This is a genomic window from Carnobacterium sp. FSL E2-0243 (genome assembly GCF_038003605.1).
In the GTDB taxonomy this organism is placed as follows: domain Bacteria; phylum Bacillota; class Bacilli; order Lactobacillales; family Carnobacteriaceae; genus Carnobacterium; species Carnobacterium maltaromaticum.
This window is the reverse complement of record NZ_JBBOPM010000001.1, coordinates 3409325-3427046: the sequence shown is the minus strand read 5'-3', so window position 1 is coordinate 3427046 and position 17722 is coordinate 3409325. Positions and strand designations below refer to the sequence as shown.

The 17722-nt window shown below is 34.9% G+C and carries 15 protein-coding genes; 11 read left to right on the top strand and 4 right to left on the bottom strand.

Going from position 1 to position 17722, the window contains the following annotated elements:
- On the top strand, window positions 1–372 hold the full coding sequence (locus MHI00_RS16020) for an iron chaperone (protein WP_010053272.1): 372 nt from the start codon (window positions 1–3) through the stop codon (window positions 370–372).
- 116 nt (window positions 373–488) lie between these two features.
- Window positions 489–1370, top strand: a complete 882-nt coding sequence (locus MHI00_RS16015) for a GNAT family N-acetyltransferase (protein ID WP_341114881.1) — start codon at window positions 489–491, stop codon at window positions 1368–1370.
- A gap of 40 nt (window positions 1371–1410) precedes the next feature.
- On the opposite strand, the gene MHI00_RS16010 is transcribed toward MHI00_RS16015, so the two are convergent.
- The gene (locus MHI00_RS16010; protein WP_341114880.1) at window positions 1411–2469 is read right to left on the bottom strand and encodes a helix-turn-helix transcriptional regulator; all 1059 of its coding nucleotides are present in this window, start codon (window positions 2467–2469) and stop codon (window positions 1411–1413) included.
- Between the two features lie 132 nt (window positions 2470–2601).
- Here MHI00_RS16010 and MHI00_RS16005 point away from each other — a divergent pair, with 132 nt between their 5' ends.
- Complete coding sequence (locus MHI00_RS16005; RefSeq protein WP_341114878.1) at window positions 2602–3675, top strand: saccharopine dehydrogenase family protein; 1074 nt, start codon at window positions 2602–2604, stop codon at window positions 3673–3675.
- A gap of 47 nt (window positions 3676–3722) precedes the next feature.
- Here MHI00_RS16005 and MHI00_RS16000 read toward each other — a convergent pair whose 3' ends face one another.
- On the bottom strand, window positions 3723–4568 hold the full coding sequence (locus MHI00_RS16000; protein WP_341115237.1) for a histidine phosphatase family protein: 846 nt from the start codon (window positions 4566–4568) through the stop codon (window positions 3723–3725).
- A 407-nt stretch (window positions 4569–4975) separates the two neighbouring features.
- Here MHI00_RS16000 and MHI00_RS15995 point away from each other — a divergent pair, with 407 nt between their 5' ends.
- The 4 genes from MHI00_RS15995 to MHI00_RS15980 are packed head-to-tail and all read left to right on the top strand — an operon-like array spanning window position 4976 to window position 9512.
- Window positions 4976–6205 carry an HpcH/HpaI aldolase/citrate lyase family protein gene (locus tag MHI00_RS15995; RefSeq protein WP_015077847.1) on the top strand — a complete coding sequence of 410 codons (1230 nt, stop codon included), beginning with the start codon at window positions 4976–4978 and terminating at the stop codon, window positions 6203–6205.
- A 2-nt stretch (window positions 6206–6207) separates the two neighbouring features.
- Window positions 6208–7593, top strand: a complete 1386-nt coding sequence (locus tag MHI00_RS15990; RefSeq protein WP_015077846.1) for a phosphoribosyltransferase family protein — start codon at window positions 6208–6210, stop codon at window positions 7591–7593.
- Entirely contained in the window at window positions 7594–8754 is a 1161-nt protein-coding gene (locus tag MHI00_RS15985) for a cysteine protease StiP family protein (protein ID WP_015077845.1), read from the top strand.
- Entirely contained in the window at window positions 8751–9512 is a 762-nt protein-coding gene (locus MHI00_RS15980; RefSeq protein WP_015077844.1) for an HAD hydrolase family protein, read from the top strand. The genes MHI00_RS15985 and MHI00_RS15980 overlap by 4 nt, the downstream gene beginning before the upstream one ends.
- Before the next feature lie 380 nt (window positions 9513–9892).
- Here the strand turns inward: MHI00_RS15980 and MHI00_RS15975 are convergent, their stop codons facing one another.
- Window positions 9893–10996, bottom strand: coding sequence for a toxic anion resistance protein (locus MHI00_RS15975; RefSeq protein ID WP_010053288.1), 1104 nt, complete (start codon window positions 10994–10996; stop codon window positions 9893–9895).
- An 18-nt stretch (window positions 10997–11014) separates the two neighbouring features.
- On the bottom strand, window positions 11015–12640 hold the full coding sequence (locus MHI00_RS15970; RefSeq protein WP_015077843.1) for a YceG family protein: 1626 nt from the start codon (window positions 12638–12640) through the stop codon (window positions 11015–11017).
- Between the two features lie 248 nt (window positions 12641–12888).
- Between MHI00_RS15970 and MHI00_RS15965 the strand changes: the two genes are divergently transcribed.
- The 4 genes from MHI00_RS15965 to MHI00_RS15950 all read left to right on the top strand — a co-directional run bounded on the left by MHI00_RS15965 (window position 12889) and on the right by MHI00_RS15950 (window position 17716).
- Window positions 12889–13491 (top strand): TerD family protein, encoded by a 603-nt coding sequence (locus MHI00_RS15965; protein WP_010053294.1) that lies wholly within the window; start codon window positions 12889–12891, stop codon window positions 13489–13491.
- A gap of 24 nt (window positions 13492–13515) precedes the next feature.
- Window positions 13516–14097 (top strand): TerD family protein, encoded by a 582-nt coding sequence (locus MHI00_RS15960; protein WP_015077842.1) that lies wholly within the window; start codon window positions 13516–13518, stop codon window positions 14095–14097.
- 103 nt (window positions 14098–14200) lie between these two features.
- Window positions 14201–14782, top strand: coding sequence for a TerD family protein (locus tag MHI00_RS15955; RefSeq protein ID WP_010053296.1), 582 nt, complete (start codon window positions 14201–14203; stop codon window positions 14780–14782).
- 273 nt (window positions 14783–15055) lie between these two features.
- The gene (locus tag MHI00_RS15950) at window positions 15056–17716 is read left to right on the top strand and encodes a calcium-translocating P-type ATPase, PMCA-type (RefSeq protein ID WP_135057536.1); all 2661 of its coding nucleotides are present in this window, start codon (window positions 15056–15058) and stop codon (window positions 17714–17716) included.
- The last annotated feature ends 6 nt before the right edge of the window (window positions 17717–17722 follow it).

The window sequence follows — 17722 nt, the reverse complement described above, 5'->3', positions numbered from 1 at the left end:
ATGGATACATTTACAGAATTTATTGCAGAAATTGAGCAACCAGAGCAGCGAGCTCGAGTAGAGGAAGTTTTAACATGGGCAACCACCAAGTTTCCTACTTTGGAGAAAAAGATTGCTTGGAACCAACCAATGTTAACAGATCACGGAACCTTTATTATTGGATTTAGTGTTTCTAAAAAACATTTGGCAGTTGCACCTGAAGCGCTAGGAATGGAGGTATTCTCAGACCAAATTAAAGAAGCAGGATATGGACAAACTAAAAATTTGATGCAAATTCCTTGGGAAAGTCCAATTGATTATGGATTACTCGAAAGAATGATTGAATTCAATATATCAGATAAAGCCAACTATTCAAGTTTTTGGCGGAAATAGGTTGCTAAGCCATCTATTCATGAGCGCTACAGCATGAAATAAATTCAGTTTAAGAGACTGCTTTTTATCGTTAAAAGCAGTTTTTCTTTATGTGGTGCATATTTAGAGAATATTAAATGAAAGAAAAAGGAAAGGGAGTCAGGCCTTTGGTAACAGAAATTAACCAAGTTAGTACATTAAAAAATCCAGAAATAAGTGAAGTTAATAAGTTGATTACAGCGTTACAGAAAAAGAAAAATCTTTCTTTCAAATTAAATAAAGGTATGATTGCAGAAGAAAATCCTTATGTTAACCATATTCTATATCGAAATCAAGGTGTTTTACTTGGATATATGTTACTTAGTGCTTACGATCCTCAAGAATTAGAGGTCACGACTGTGTTTGATGGGACTCAGCAAGAATTTATGCTGATGTATACTTGCTTAAAGCAATATGGCAAAGAAAAAAATAATAAAAATTGTCTTTTTATCGTAGATCAAGAAGATACTCTTCTTACTAGTATCATAAAAGAATTAGAAATCCCTTATGCTTTTTCAGAGTATCACATGCGGTTTAATCAAGATCACTTGACTACGTTTAATAAAACCAAATCTTTGGAATTATTAGATGCCCAAGAATCTGATCGAGAAATCATTGTGAGATTAAATGAAGAACGCTTTGATAATCAAGAAATTACAACGAAAGAACTGATGGAAGTCGAGCTTGAGGGGATTCAGTTAGTTCGTGTAAATGGAGAAATTGTTGGTAAATTAAAAGTTGATAATTACCAAGGAGAAGTTGGAATCTATGGTTTTATGGTTGCTCCTCATATAAGAGGGCAGGGAGTTGGGCGAGCTACTTTAGAAGCAGTCATTACAACTATTTATAAAAATAAAATAGATAAGCTTTATTTAGAAGTTGAATCAACCAATGCACGAGCATTACATTTGTACCAATCAATGGGATTTAGAATCGAAGCAAAGTTTGATTATTATGATGAAAAGTATTCGATAAATTGATAAAGTGAAAAAATCTAGGAACCATAGTTCTTAGACTTTTTCACTTTAATTTTTTTTGAATAAGCTGTGGCAATAGTTCATTACGGCTACTGATAGCTAATTTAGTGAAAATTGATTTGATATGATCTTGGACAGTATAAACAGAAATTGCCAATTCACTGGCAATCAGTTTGTTGCTTAGGCCAGATAAAATATAACCAACAACTTTTTGCTCTTGAGCAGTTAACTGCTTTTGCAGCATTTGATAATTAATTTTTTCTGATAAACTTGGCTCTTGGAAAGTGATGCTTACTTGCTGAATTTTAGCTGAATCCAAGGGTGTTACATATCTGCTTGCCACCACACTCACTAATTCTCCGTCATCAAGTGAAAGCAACAGTTTTTCAGAAGGTTCTTTAGAGAAAAATAAACGGGTAGCTAAGTTTTGCAAAGGAATAGGAATTTGGTTAGAAGACAGCTGCAGTTCTCCTTGGAGACGATGCAACCAAGATTCACCTGACTGTGTATAACCGACTAATTCTAATTGTTTATTTAACATAATGAAGGAAGCGAACTCTTGGTTTTCTAATGGTTGATTCGTTAGTTGGAATTGAGTTGATTTACCTAAGTAAGCAGCAATAAATGGTGCTATATAAGTCAGTAAATCAGCTTCACCTTTAGTGAAAAAGCCATCATCATTTGATTTAAACAGAGTCAGGAACCCCCAACAGATATCTTGATAAATTAGGGCTACACGCATTTCATCTGCAATATTCGCAGGCGCCAAAATATTTGTGAATTTCTTATTTTTTATCAGAATCGGAGTAGATAATTGACTCAAAATAGAAATGTCGGTTTGTGTTTTAAGCATTTGACGATAAGTATGGACCGATTCATCTAGATATTCATAGCTCATTAATTGTGGATGAATAGCTTGGATTTTTTTATCCGTGGTAGCTTGTCTTGTTAAAAGTGTTTCTGAATCAATTAAATGGAAGCAAATTGAACTAAAAAGGCTCTCCTTTTTCAAAAAAAGACTGATACTTTTTTGATAATTGACTAAATCTGGAGATGTTAAGGCAATTTTTTGCAGCTGTTTTTTTAGAATCTTTTCATTCAATAGATAACCTCCTTCAGCCCCTGTAATTAGGGATGGTGCTTTTTTTAAATTATTTTATACTTAAGCATAGCCTAATGAAACAAAGATGGCTAGAAAAACGTTTGTCAGGGGCATTTAAGGAGGCATTTGAAAATGAAAAAAATTGTCGTTATTGGTGGTTATGGTCATGTTGGTGGACAGGTTAGTCGCCAATTAGCAAAGCGCTATTCAACGGTTGTTGTCGCTGGACGCAGTGAAGAAAAGGCATTAAAATTCAGTCAAAATTCGTCAGAAAAATTGAGCTATTTAAGTGTTGATTTAACTAACGAGGATGATTGGGATTTTTTACAAAATACGGATTTAGTTATTATTTGTATTGATCAGACAAATACGTTGTTCTTGGAACGTTGTTTAGAGTTAGGTGTTGATTATTTAGATATTTCAGCAAATTATGCTTTTTTTCAACAACTTATGTATTTAGATAAAGATAAGCAAAACAGTACCGCTATTTTAGGTGTGGGGTTAGCTCCTGGGTTAACCAATTTAGTAGCAAAAGAGAGTTTAAAATTAATGCCTCATTCTGAAAAAATTGATATTTCTATTTTACTAGGCTTGGGAGACACCCATGGAAAAGAGGCGATGAGTTGGACGATTAAAAATATGAATACACGTTACACATTAGCTGATTCAACCTCAGTAACTAGTTTTACTGGTGGAGAAAAAATTCATTTTTCGGGAGATCGCCGCCTGCGAAAAGCTTATTTTTTTCCTTTCCCAGACCAACTTACTTTGCCAAGTAGTTTAGCCATTCCGATAGTGAAGACGCGTCTAGTCTTTGATTCTCGAAGTACAACGGGAATTTTCGCAGCGTTGACTAAATTAAACTTAATTCGATTTTTAGAAAAAAAGAAAGTTAAATATTTAGTGTTGGCTCTTTTTCAAAAAATAAAAATCGGACAACCAACCTATCAAATTAAAATTGATGCGTATAAGAAAACAGAACATGTAGGTCTCTTTTTAAAAGGTAAAAATGAGGCGCAGATTACGGCAGACATGGCAATTGCAACGGCTATTCTCTTACTAGAAGGTGGTCACTCTAAAGGCATCTATCAAATTGATGAGCTTTTTTATTTAAAAGAACAAGATAACAACTTAATTTTGGTTGTGGAACAATCTGACAATCAAATACAGATAAATCAAGAACCAATTGAGTATGGACGTCTATAGATAGAAAAAGAGGCTAAGGAATTTTTCCTTAGCCTCTTCCAATCGTATTATTTACTTGCTTTTTCACCAGCTTCAATATAGCTTAAATCATTTACATCACCTAATTTAAATTCTCCATCTTTATACGTAATTGTTGTGACACTAGCATTTTTAAAACCACCATCTGGTAATTTAAAGTCATCAAACAAGGTATCAACTAATGCACCCATACTTAAACCATGGGAAACAAGTAAAACATTGTGATCGCCTTTTTTACTTTCTTTTTCAGCTAATTCAGTAATACCTGCTTTTAGACGAGCAGAAATCGTCGCATAATCTTCTGCAGGCCAATTAATACCTTCTTCAATTTTTTCTTTATCTAATGCAGCAACACTATTGGCAAAATCCTTTGGAGAAATGCCGGCACTTTGCCACTCTTCTAATGTTTTTCCTTGGCTTTGAGCAATATCTGTCCACATAGTTTCATTTAAGTCACCTTCATAAGTACCAAAGTTAAACTCACGGAAGCGTTCATCTGTTTGTAATGCCACTTTAGATGACTTTTTATTTTCATCTAAGATAATACGTGCTGTTTGCATCGCACGTCCGCTATCGCTACTATATGCGGTTTTAAATTCAACATCTTCTAAACCTTTACCAGCAAAACCAACCACTTCTTCCCCAGCAGGAGTTAGGACAGCATCTGACCATCCTTGTACACGATCCGTTGTATTTAGCATTGTTTTACCATGACGGACAACATAAAAAGTGACTTCTCCATCTGTAGTTGTTGCGACTTCTGAACTTGATGAACTCGATTCTTTTTTATCTGCTGTTGTATTGTTTGTGCCACAGCCAACCATTAATAGTGCTCCAAAGGCTACAATCGCCAACTTACCCCAATGTTTTTTCATCATTTATTCTCTCCCTTTTTTCATTTATCTTCTCAGCTACTTTTGTATTCATTGAGAGCGTCCTCTCTAAAAGGAACTGTTGAAGTTAGACCCCAAAAAGCTATTTTTAAGCAAAAAAATAAACCTAAACCAATTCAGTCGCTAAAAAATACATAAAGTATCTGTTAGTTCTAAATTCGTTAAGGTTTTGCCCAAAATACTGGTAACAATCCTAAGTATTTTTCAATTGTTTTTTTGCTCTATATGAATATACCACATAGAGTAAGCGTTTTCAACTATATTAAGAACATTTGCTATTATTTTGTATAAAAGTTGTCACAATAAAGGATTATCTAGATTTTATCCCCAAGTGTGGTAGTATAAAGTAAGAAATTTGTTTTTTATTTTTAATGGAGGTGGCGAATAAAATGCAACACTTTAATTTTTTAACACAAGAGGAAGAAAACCAAATTTTCTATAAAAAACCGCAACCAATTAACATTCAACAAGACCGCTCTTTAGCAATGATTTCAGCAAGTGAAAAAGCTCGAATTGCAAACTCACTAGGTGCTGTTTTGTACATGCCTGGAACAAGAGAAGATATTGCTCAAATTATTACCAAAAGTCGTTATTCAGCTACCACCTATATTTTGTGTTTAGAAGATAGTATTGGTGATGTGAGTTTGGAGATTGCTGAAGAGAATTTATTAAATCAATTGAGACAGATTCAAGAATATAAAAAGACACAAAGTCAAAGGGAACAAGATAAGTTGCCAATGATTTTTATTCGCATTCGTACACCCCAACATTTAGCTGATTTTGGTGAAAAACTAGGTACATTAGCTAATGAAGTGAACGGATTTGCTTTGCCGAAAGCTGATAATCGTAACTTAGAGGATTATTTGGTGACTTTAATTCAAGTCGCTGAAAAAGCCGATACATGGTTATGGGCGATGCCTATTTTAGAGTCAAAAGAACTAATGGTTCGCCAAACAAGAGAGTCTGAGCTAAATAAAATTTATGCACTATTAACCCAACCTAAATTTGAACAAGTAATTTTAAATATTCGGTTAGGAGCTACCGATATGTGTGGTTTATTTGGTTTACGTAGAAGTATCGATTCCACAATCTATGATGTCTCGGTGATGCGTGACTTTATGACAGATGTGCTGAATTATTTTAGTCTGGACTGCCGTTTTGTTGTTAGTGGGTGTGTCTGGGAATTTTTCAGTAAACGTCCTCGGGTAATGAAACCACTTTTAAGAAAAACGCCGTTTGCTACTAAATTGGGAGAAGATGGCCAGATTCTTCGTGAAGAGTTGATTTCAGATGCAAATGATGGTCTGATTCGAGAAGTCTTATTAGATAAATTAAATGGAATCAGTGGCAAAACTTGTATTCATCCAACGCATATAGTGCCAGTAAACAGCCAATATGTAATTTCAAAAGAGGAATATTACGATGCAAAACGCATTTTAGATAGTACTAATGGACAAGTTGGTGTTTTTAAAAGTGAAAAAGGCAATAAAATGAATGAAGTTAAACCACATTTATTATGGGCCAATCAAGTTATGCGTCGATCCGAAATTTATGGGGTCTTTAATGAACAAAAAGATTTTGTCGATTTACTAATTGCAGAATATTTAAGTGAGGACTAAAAATGACTGAAATAAAAGAATATCAACTAACAGAAGAGTTAAAAGTCCAAGTTTCGATTATAAAAAATCCGTTACAAATAGAGCCAGATGCTCTTTTTCAACTAGCTGCTCGAATCAATAAGAAAAGAAGTTTTTTGTTTGTTAGTCCAGTTTTAGGAAAACACCTGCCTGTGAATCCAGGAATCCCATTGTTAATTGGACGAGCGCTGGCCTTAACGTATGCAGACAAAATGGATGACCAAAAAGAGTTGATTCAAGCAACATTAAACACAGAATTTGGCAGCCAAAATTTTGAATTTAATTTAGCCCAGCTTCCTAAAGTTGAGCTAGTAAAGCCTGTAACGATTATTGGATTTTGTGAAACAGCAACAGCATTAGGGCAAGCTTTTTACGCTAGTTTTTCATCGCCTGCAGAATATATTCATACGACTCGTGAAATACTTGGAGCGGATATCACGCCTCTATTAGCCTTTGAGGAAGAGCATAGCCATGCAACTTCGCATAAAGTTTATGCAGAAAACCAGGATTTCTTTCAAAATGAAAATGAGATTATTTTGGTTGATGATGAAGTAACCACTGGCAAAACCAATTTAAATATAATTCGTGATATTATCAAAGAATTTCCCCATAAAAAAGAATTTACAATCGTTTCAATCCTAGATTGGCGGAATGAAAGTGATCAAAAGGCTTATCAGCAATTGGAAAAAGAGCTTGGTATTTCAATTAAAGAAGTATCACTTTTAAAAGGTGAAGTCACAGAGCTAGGTGTATCGTCCTCATTATTTGAAGAAGAAATTAGTAATGAAGAAGAGCAAGACATTGAGTTATGTGAACTTCCTATTTTTCAAAAGGAAATTGAATTTTCTAAGATCCTGATTACCAGCGAAGATAATTTTGGAAATGAATCCAAATTACCTTTCTTATCTAGCACAGGACGATTTGGTTTGACGAATAAAATCGATACCTTAACTAGTCAAGCCAAAATATTAGGAGCTAAACTAAAATCGCTACGTGAAGCAGGCGAATGCTTAGTCCTAGGTACAGGTGAGTTTATGTATGTGCCTTTGCGGATTGCTACTTTTATGGGAGCAGATGTTTTCTTTCAAGCAACAACAAGAAGTCCTATTTTAAGTCGAAATGATGTATCTGGCTATCCAATTTTTCACAAACGCCAATTTAAAAGTATTGAGCAACCAGTCGCAGATAATTATGTCTATCGGATTCCTAAAAATCACTATCGAGATATTTTTGTAATGATTGAGCGTGTCGTGGATGAGGCCAACTTAGAAGGACTCATTAAGCAATTAACCTCAGATCAAACCAATGTATACGTTATTGATTTTTCTAGAAATCGAATCTATCAAAGTCGAAAAACAGGAGGCAATTAAATGAAACCATTTATAAAAGGCAGTTATTCAGATGAGGATGTTATTTTTTTACTACAAGACATTAGCCCTTATGTGGCAGAAATTGCTACACCTGAGCGAGAAGTTTTGATTCAAAATGGCACCCATTATTCCGAAATGCTACCGGTTGAGTACCAGCCGACAGCCGAATACATTGCTCTATTTAAAGAAACTTTACAAGAATCTGCTGATCGAATCGCATTATCTGTTGGAATTGTTGCGGAGCAAATTATAGCTTCTAAGCGGAAGTATTATCAAGGTGATTTGGGAAAAACTTTAGAAAATTTGGTATTAGTGAGTTTAGCACGAGCAGGCACGCCGATTGGTGTATTGATTAAACGGTACCTTAAATTGGTTTATCAAGTGGATGTTCCGCATTATTCTATTTCAATTATTCGAGGCCGTGGCATCGATGAAGTCGCTTTAGACTATATTTATCGACAGTCAGAACAAGCAGATATTCAATTTATTGATGGTTGGACGGGTAAAGGGGCTATTACAAAAGAGCTTACAGAGGCATGTGTAAAATACAATCAAGAACATCCAAAATTAGTTGTTCCATTATCTGATAGTTTAGCTGTTTTAGCAGATACTGGATACTGCACAACGCTGTATGGAACCAGAGAAGATTTCCTCATTCCAAGTGCGTGCCTTAATTCCACTGTTTCAGGTTTAGTTAGCCGAACGGTGCTAAATGAGCAATTTATTAAACCTGGCGAAGTCCACGGGGCAAAATATTACAAAGAGTTTGAATCCCTAGATTTATCTAATGAATACATTGAGACCATTATGGAAGCCTATCTCGTGAATAAAGTTGAAATGGATCGAGAGATTGCTGAAGCTATGGTAAACTGGCTCCCTGAGGAAGAACCGAGTTGGGCAGGGATGAAGGCTATTGAAACGATAAAAGCTGATTTTGGCTATGAAAGCATTCATTTTATTAAACCAGGGGTTGGTGAAACGACACGGGTTTTATTGAGAAGAGTACCAGAGAAACTATTAATTAATCCTGAAAAAACCAATGATTTACGCCACATTTTATTATTAGCTAAAGAATTGGATGTGCCTATCGAAGAATATACAAAAATGCCTTATTCTTGCTGTGGGTTAATTAAGCAAAAAGTTGGAGAAAAAGAAATATGAAAAAGGTGCTGTTTACTGACTTAGATGGCACAATTTTATTTTCTAAAAACTCTTTGCCCAAAGAATTAAAGGTTGAGAACTGTGTGGTGGCAGAAACCTATCGTAACGGACATTTTGGTTACATGGAAAAAGAGTTAGTTGCTTTTCTTCAGGAATGGACTCAAGAGCAACTTTTTATCCCAGTCACAACACGTTCAACAGAACAATATGAACGTTTAGCAGATTGTTTTTCAACTTTTAATCTACCGTTTGCTCTAGCTAGTAATGGTGGGAATTTATATCGTTATGGTAGATTAGATTTAGAGTGGCAAGCTGCAACAAAGCAAGAACTTAGAAAAGAGTTAAATCAGAAAGAGCTTGTTTTGGAGCTAATTCAGAAAATGATTCCAGCTACAAGTATCCGCAAGATAAAAGATAGCGATGAATTGTATTATTGTGTCTTAACTATCGAGCGAATTTGGGAAGAAAAATTTATTTTAGAGGTCAATAAAGAACTAGCCAAGTTGGGTTGGTGTGCTTATTTTCAGCATAAAAAACTTTACTTCCTACCTAAAGCCTTATCCAAAGAACGTGGGATTACCCGCTTGAAAGAAGAACTAGCAGAATCTGCACATTATCTAGCAATGGGTGATACAGAAATGGATTATGGAATGCTTAAGCAACAAAACCAGTATCTTTATTTTTCTGGTTTTTCTGAAAAAAATCTAGAGACCACAACGTATTCTTTAGAGAAAATTCATACGTTACTCGAAGGGTAGCAACAAAAATAATAGTTGAATAAAAAACGTACGTATGTTATAGTTTGTTTATACTGTTATTCAAGAGAAACACCAAACCCCCATATCGTCGAGGATATGGGGGTTTTTGTTATACATATGTACAACTGATGTTGGTTAGTTACCTCTTATTTGTCTCGATTGTTTAACCAATATCCAGAAATCTCAGCTAGTAAAGCTACTAAAAGAGACAAGACAAATGTTATCGCTGTCATATTCAAGAGAAACACCTCCTCTCAGTTTGGATTCGCTCCTCGTGAGATAGGTAACAACAAAAGTATAACATGTATTTGGTTAGATATTCTTTTCTTATTTAGCGAAAAAAACTACTGGATTTGAATAAAATCCAGTAGTTTTTCAATTTACATAGTATGTTTTTTAGCTTCGTAATCTTTTTGCAATTCTAATAAACGTTTTTTACCCGCTTCTCTTTCAACAATGTTTTGGGCTTCAATTTGCTTGGTTTCTTCTAAACCATTCATAATAGTGCTCCAAGTTTGTTCCATAGTTTCAATTTTAATACTTGGCGAGCCAGACATTTTAGCAATCTCAATGCTATTTTGTGAAATATTTTGTGCATTTTTTAAGAGCATTTCATTTGTTCGATTGTCTAACTCAGTCATAGCTTCAGCTGTCATTTTTTGTTGTTTAATGGCAACTGCTTGAATTAAGGCACTCTTGAAAACTGGAATCGTAATGACAAAGGCAGAGTTGATTTTTCCGATTAAACGGACATTTCCTTTTTGTAACATATCGATTTGTGGTCCAGTTTGTAAAGAAACTTGCTTGGCCATTTCTAAATCATAAATGCGTTGTTCAACCATTTCTAAAGCAGCCGATGTTTTACTTAGTTCGATGCCAGCCATTTGATCGCCATTGTTAACACGTTCTTGTAATTGAGGAATTTTATTATTGCGCAAATCTTCCGCAATCAGTTCACCTGCAGCTACATATTTTTCCAATTCGAAATAGTATTTAATATTTTCATCAGCTAATTGATTCAGCATAGCGACATTGTTTTTCATTTTGACTTCATATTTTTTAATCTCGGTATAGACAACTTCGATTTCGCCGCCCATTGTTTGATATTTAGCCATAATTTGCGCCATAATATCTTTTCCTTTACCAAATATTTTACCAAAGAATCCTTTTTTCTCTTCAGCGAAATCTTCTGGTTCAAACTTGTCCATTATTTTCCCAAGCTGATTCAGCATGACAGTCGATTTTTGTGTTTCAGCAACACTCATGTTGTTTAAAATACGACCAGAAAATTGTGAGATGCCTTCAGCTGGCTCTTTCCCAAACTCTAAAATAGAAATTTGATCTTTGATATCAATGTTTTTACTGATATTAATTACATCAGGTGCTGTTTTTAATTCAGCTTTTTGAGCTTCTGCTTGTGAGATTCGTTTCTCAACACTGACTATTTGAACTTCTTCTAAACCTGTTTCATTTTGGTTTTCCATCGTTTATAACGCTCCTTTTTATTTTAAGAATTTATTGAAAATCGATTTAATTGCATTATTTCCTTTGGCAGCCATGCTACTGGTTTGGAAAATTTCAGTGAAACTAACTTCTTCCAGCCAATGACTATCAAATTTACTTTCATCAATGTACAATTCAATATCATTTTGTCCCGTTGGATTATAAAGCAATACATCAAATCCAATTTCATTGAGCAATAACAACAAGGCAGCATCGGAACGAGTTAAGGTTCCGTTATTTCCATCATTATAAATCATGATCTTGGGAATATCTTGTGCATAGTCAAATTGCTGTAAAAGTTTTGTAATTAATGGTGGAATAGTCATTGCCTGTGAAAAAAGATACATTTGAACATCTGCTTTTGTTTCTTTTCCTTGCGGGAGGAAATGCGCTTTTTCGACATAACGACTAATTCCATTGGCTAAGGCCAACTGCATTCCTTTTGAGACTTCTTTATGCATCCACCAATTCGCTGTAATTATTTTTTCAGGATTCAATGTGCCGTTCTCTAATGCAAATTGATAATGGAATTGTTGATTGCCTTTTATTTCAGGTTTGATAGGGAAGGTTTTAAAAACTTCCACTAACGGCGTACTTTGCTTGACTTCATAAAAATCAGTCCAATATTTTCCACGATCCACAGATACACCTAAAACTTTAGAAAATAAAACAGGAATTTCAACAGCACCTTTTTTTACTTTAAAGTTTGGACGCACAAAAGCTTTTTCTTTCCCAATAATCCGAATCTCATCGTAAGTAGTTTGAAGAGTTAGACTTTCGGGTAAATAATCTCTTAACTGAAAAGGTTTCAATAGTAAACTTCCATCTGCGTTGATGATATTGTTCAATTCCATTGAGGCTTTTCGCGCAGTCGTAGACTTTCTAGTTGGTTTTTCAGTTGGAAAAGGTTCTAAGGGCATCTCGCTAGGGTACTCAAATGTTGAAATTGAGAGGCCTTTTATATCTTTGAAGATATTTTTCTTTTCGCTATTAAAGACCAGTACATCAAAACCTAGTAAATAAAGTAAACATAAAAAATATTGCTCACTTTTAGTTGCATTCCCATACCAAATTACTTTGGGAACTTCTGTAGCTAAATCAATTTCTTGGAGCCATTTATCAATATAATTAAAACCCCATTTGATACAATCAACAACGACACGCCTAAAATCAGCATGAAGCAAATCACCATGATTTTCTTCAAAAATCTTAATCAAGTCAATAAATTTTACTGTTAAGTAACGATAGTAATCGGGATGGTCCCGTAAAGGCAATAAATTATTTCCTTGCATAAAAGCCACAAAGCGATTGGGGCTAAGTCCCTTTTTCTCATTGTGAATATTAAAGAGTTTTTGGATGCCTTGGAAAATTTGATTGTCAATTTGTTTATCTAAGTTTCCGGCTAATAAATGAATAGTTGAGTTGTCTTGATAGACAATATCATAGAGCCATTCGCTATAACTAAATTCATCCATTGGAACGCCCAAGACAGCCCCTGCTACTTGAGGATAGGTCATTGAGTCTTCCGTTTTACTAAAGCCAGATCTTAGGGAAATAGGTAATACAAATTCCATTTGCCAGTCAATTTTATTCAGGTCTTGAGGAATCGGACGTAATTCCTGCACACCACACACCTCATTTCTGCATTCCGCTTGTCAGATGACACTATTTTTCTAGTACTAAAGTCTGAATTTTAACTTTTATCCAAGAAATTTCAAACTAATAAATACTAATAAAGCACCATTATGATATAATTAGAGTATATCCAATACATACCAACTAATCAATATAAATTATCATTAAAAAAAGGCGATTAGTCACTGTTAAAGGATAGTTTTGAAAATTTATAATGAATCAGAGGGAGAGATAGAAAATGGCAATTAACTTATCAAAAGGACAAAAAATTGACTTAACTAAATCGAATCCTACATTAAATAATATTACTGTTGGGTTAGGTTGGGATGAAGCGGCACAATCAGGTGGCGGTGGATTACTAGGTGGTCTTTTCGGATCAAAACCTGCAGCAATTGATTGCGATGCATCGGTTATTTTACTACAAGGGGATCGTTTTGTAGATAAAAAAGATGTTGTTTACTTTGGACATCTAAAAAGCGAAGATGGTTCAATCGCACATCAAGGAGACAATTTAACTGGTGAAGGCGATGGAGATGATGAAGTTGTAAAAGTATCATTGAATAAAGTCAGCCCTAAATACAATAAAATCGTATTCGTAGTAAATATTTATCAAGCTCAAAAACGTAAGCAAGACTTCGGCATGATTAAAAATGCTTTTATTCGCATCATGGATGATTCAGGAGTTGAAATTGCCCGTTATAACTTAACTGATAACTACCAAGGACTAACTGGTTTAGTTGCAGGGGAGCTTTATCGACATGAAGGCGAATGGAAATTTGCGGCAGTTGGTAGTGGGATGAATGTTGCTAGTCTTTCTGAAATGTTACAAACATATAAATAAAAAATTTTAGAGGAGGTTTTTTTAATGGCAGTATCATTAGCAAAAGGTCAAAAAGTTGATTTAACAAAAAATAACCCAGGTTTAAAAACGGTGCGTGTTGGTTTAGGCTGGGATACCAATAAATATGATGGTCAAGGCGATTTCGATTTAGATGCAGAAGTATTTTTACTTGCAGCAAATGAAAAAGTGAAAAGCGACGCAGATTTTATTTTTTATAACCAACCAACAAGCCCAGATGGAGCCGTGCAACATTTAGGTGATAACCGAACTGGTGAAGGCGATGGTGACGATGAATCGGTGACTGTTGAATTAGGTAAAGTAGATTCTGCCATCGAAAAAATTCGTTTCACAGTAACAATTGATAGCGCTGATGAGCGAAACCAAAATTTTGGTCAAGTATCAAATGCCTTCATTCGTATTTTAAATGCAGACAACGAAGAAGAATTGATTCGCTATGATTTAGGCGAAGATTTTTCAATTGAAACAGCAATTGTTGTTGGAGAATTGTACCGTCATAATGGCGAGTGGAAATTTACAGCAATCGGTAGTGGGTATCAAGGTGGACTAGCTGCATTAGGTCGTGACTTTGGTGTGAATATCGGGTAATATAAGATTAATTAATCAGAATGGATTAAAAATGAGTTCTTTCTGATATAATTTATCGAGACAAATTAAAGAAGAACTTTTAATAGAAAGGGGACATTTATTTATGGCAATTAATTTATCAAAAGGTCAAAAAATTGATTTAACAAAAACCAATCCGGGCTTAACAAAAACAATTATTGGATTAGGTTGGGATACCAACCAATATGATGGTGGAGCAGCATTTGATTTAGATGCATCTGCGTTTTTATTAGATAGTACCGGTAAATGTCTGAATGAAAAGAATTTTATTTTCTATAATAATTTAACTTCAGAAGATGGATCAGTTGTGCATACCGGCGATAACCGAACAGGCGAAGGCGATGGAGACGATGAACAAATCAAAATCGATTTATCAAAAATTTCGCCAGCTGTTGATCGAATCGCAATTACGGTTACAATCGATGATGCCGTGGCTAGAAATCAAAACTTCGGTCAAGTTTCTAATGCGTTTGTTCATATTTTAAATGAAGAAACCGGCGAAGAAATTTTAAACTTTGATTTAGGTGAAGATTTCTCTGTTGAAACGGCAGTGGTTTTCTGTGAGCTTTATCGTCATAATGGCGAATGGAAATTTAATGCGATTGGCAGTGGATACCAAGGTGGGTTAGCCGCTTTAGTTCAAGCATATGGACTAGATGCAGGTTAAATCAAGTTTCTTTTTTTTAAGAAACGATGTAGTAGAAAAGAGGAAGGCTTTACGCCGGCCTCTTTTTATCAGGCTAGATTTAACGGCTCAACGAGCTTTTTATCAAGGCCAGCTCTTATGAGCCAACTCCTCGAGAAAAAGATAAAAATTCGAGAGGACAAAAAGCGTCCTATCAATTTTTCCTATTTTCTTGCCGGAGCTACCCGACTCAACGAGCTTTTTATAATAATAAGTAATTTTTTCTAATTTGAATAGATAAAGGGAGAGTAAACATTGAACAAAACATTTGTAGGATTAACGAAAGAAGAAGTTGAAGAATCACGACAGAAACATGGTAGTAATGCTTTAACCGAAAAAGAAAGTGAAACATTTTTTGACAAATTAAAAGGCAATTTTGACGATCCAATCATCAAAATTTTACTAGTTGCTTTGGTTTTAAATTTGATATTTGCTTTTCTAGGTTATGCAGAATGGTTCGAAGCTTTTGGAATTGCAATTGCTGTTCTTTTAGCAACGTTAATTGGTACATGGAGTGAGTTTTCAAATGAGACAGCTTTCCAAAAGTTACAAGAAGATGCATCAAAAATTACCGTAAAAGTTTTCCGCGATGGTCATGTGACTGAAATTTCAATCGATGATATCGTTCAAGGAGACGAAATCATTTTACAAACAGGAGATAAGATTCCAGCTGATGGGATTTTAATCGATGGTTCGCTTAGAGTCGACCAAGCTTCACTAAACGGTGAGTCTGATGAAGCGAAAAAAGAAACACTTCCTGAAGGTGCAACTTATGAAGATGGTGACACGTTCAACAAACATGCTTTGTTCCGTGGCGCGGTTATTACTAGTGGGGAAGCAGTGATGAAGGTCACAAAAGTTGGGGATGCTTCATTCTTCGGTCAAATGGCTGCTGAGTTAACAGTTGAAGAACGTGAATCTCCATTGAAATTAAAACTTGCTGATTTAGCGAATAAAATTTCTAAAGCCGGCTACACTGCTGGTGTGCTGATTTTTATTGCCTTTATGATCAATAAGATTTTTGTTGAAAATAATTTCAATGGTGCAAAAATTTCAGAATACTTTAGTCAACTTGGACCTGTTGGGAATGACATTGTTGAAGCCTTTATTCTAGCGGTTATTGTTATCGTAGTTGCCGTTCCAGAAGGTTTACCAATGATGATTGCTATGGTACTTTCACAAAACATGAAAAAAATGTTACGTGACAATATCCTAGTTCGTAAGTTAGAAGGAATTGAGACAAGCGGAAGTTTAAATATGCTCTTTTCTGATAAAACTGGAACAATTACTAAAGGTCAATTAGATGTAGTTTCTTACATTAATGGTGCCAACACTAGTTTTGATAAACTAGGTGCAATTCCAGAAGAATTGAAAAAAATTGTAAGTACAACAATCTTAAATAATACGAATGCTGTAATTTCTGAAGACGACCAAGGTGCGGTTGTCATTATTGGTGGAAATCCAACTGAAAAAGCTGTTTTAGCCTTTGTTGAAAAAGATGAAAAATCTTTCGGTACACTTGAGCATGTTTCAGCAATACCTTTCTCTTCAGCTCGTAAGTTCTCTGCAACTCAAGTAGCCGGAGAATGGAATACGACCTTAATCAAAGGTGCACCAGAAAAAATCTTACCAAATTGTTCAACGTATTATGATGAACAAGGTCAAAAACAACCATTTACTAAGTTAGCTGAATTAGATAATGAAATCAATGAATTGGCTAAAAAATCAATTCGTGTCTTGATTTTAGCAACGACTGATGAAATCGTGACGGAAGAAAGCTTACCTTCTGATTACACATTAGTTGGAATTTTAGCTATTCGTGACGATGTTCGTCCTGAGGCTGTTGAAGCGATTCATGATGTTCAACAAGCAGGTGTTCAAGTTGTTATGATTACGGGTGACCGTAAAGAAACAGCAATTGCGATTGCTAAAGATGCGAAAATTTTACAAAACCCTGATGATATTGTCTTAACTTCACAAGAGTTAAATGACATGCCAGATGAAGAAGTAAAATCATTATTACCAAATATGCGCGTAATTGCTCGTGCTTTACCAACAGATAAATCACGTTTAGTCCGTTTATCGCAAGAAATCGGTTTAGTTGTAGGTATGACTGGTGATGGTGTAAATGATAGTCCAGCCTTAAAACGTGCGGACGTTGGATTCGCAATGGGTAGTGGGACTGAAGTTGCCAAAGAAGCTGGAGATATCGTTATTCTAGATGATAACTTTAAATCAATTGCGCAATCAATTCTATTTGGTCGTACGATTTACCGTTCAATTCAAAAATTTATCGTATTCCAATTAACATTAAATGTTGGGGCATTACTGATTAGTTTCATTGCACCATTTATTGGTATTGATCATCCGTTGACGATTACACAAATGTTATGGGTGAACCTAGTTATGGATACGTTAGCTGCATTAGCCTTTGGTGCTGAACCAACGTTGAAACGCTACATGAAAGAAAAACCAAAACGTCGTGATGAAAATATTGTGACGCGTAGCATGTTCTCAGCTTTTGCTTTCCAAGGTGTTGTGATTACAATTATGGGATTATGGATGTTGAAAGGCGGATTCTTAGTTCAATTCTTTGATCGTGGAACCCCTGAATTAACGAATTTAGCTCTTACAACTGGATTCTTCTCATTCTTTATCCTTTATGCAGTCTTTAACGGATTTAATGTTCGTACAGAAAAATTAAACATTTTTGATAACTTGAATCGCAATAAAATGTTTATGCGTATTATGTTGTTAATCATTGTGGTCCAAATTATTATGACTTTCGTCGGTGGACCAATCTTAAGAACAACAGCATTAAGTGTTAGTGAATGGGCAATTGTATTAGGCTTATCTGTACTAGCAATTCCAATTGATATGGCACGTAAACTTGTTGTTAAAGCAATGGGTAAATAATTTAAA

Bases quoted from the DNA above. Each gene is read 5' to 3' on its own strand.
- MHI00_RS16020 (WP_010053272.1), top strand. From the start codon at position 1: ATGGATACATTTACAGAATTTATTGCAGAAATTGAGCAACCAGAGCAG.
- MHI00_RS16015 (WP_341114881.1), top strand. From the start codon at position 489: ATGAAAGAAAAAGGAAAGGGAGTCAGGCCTTTGGTAACAGAAATTAAC.
- MHI00_RS16005 (WP_341114878.1), top strand. From the start codon at position 2,602: ATGAAAAAAATTGTCGTTATTGGTGGTTATGGTCATGTTGGTGGACAG.
- MHI00_RS16000 (WP_341115237.1), bottom strand. From the start codon at position 4,568: ATGAAAAAACATTGGGGTAAGTTGGCGATTGTAGCCTTTGGAGCACTA.
- MHI00_RS15995 (WP_015077847.1), top strand. From the start codon at position 4,976: ATGCAACACTTTAATTTTTTAACACAAGAGGAAGAAAACCAAATTTTC.
- MHI00_RS15990 (WP_015077846.1), top strand. From the start codon at position 6,208: ATGACTGAAATAAAAGAATATCAACTAACAGAAGAGTTAAAAGTCCAA.
- MHI00_RS15985 (WP_015077845.1), top strand. From the start codon at position 7,594: ATGAAACCATTTATAAAAGGCAGTTATTCAGATGAGGATGTTATTTTT.
- MHI00_RS15980 (WP_015077844.1), top strand. From the start codon at position 8,751: ATGAAAAAGGTGCTGTTTACTGACTTAGATGGCACAATTTTATTTTCT.
- MHI00_RS15975 (WP_010053288.1), bottom strand. From the start codon at position 10,996: ATGGAAAACCAAAATGAAACAGGTTTAGAAGAAGTTCAAATAGTCAGT.
- MHI00_RS15965 (WP_010053294.1), top strand. From the start codon at position 12,889: ATGGCAATTAACTTATCAAAAGGACAAAAAATTGACTTAACTAAATCG.
- MHI00_RS15960 (WP_015077842.1), top strand. From the start codon at position 13,516: ATGGCAGTATCATTAGCAAAAGGTCAAAAAGTTGATTTAACAAAAAAT.
- MHI00_RS15955 (WP_010053296.1), top strand. From the start codon at position 14,201: ATGGCAATTAATTTATCAAAAGGTCAAAAAATTGATTTAACAAAAACC.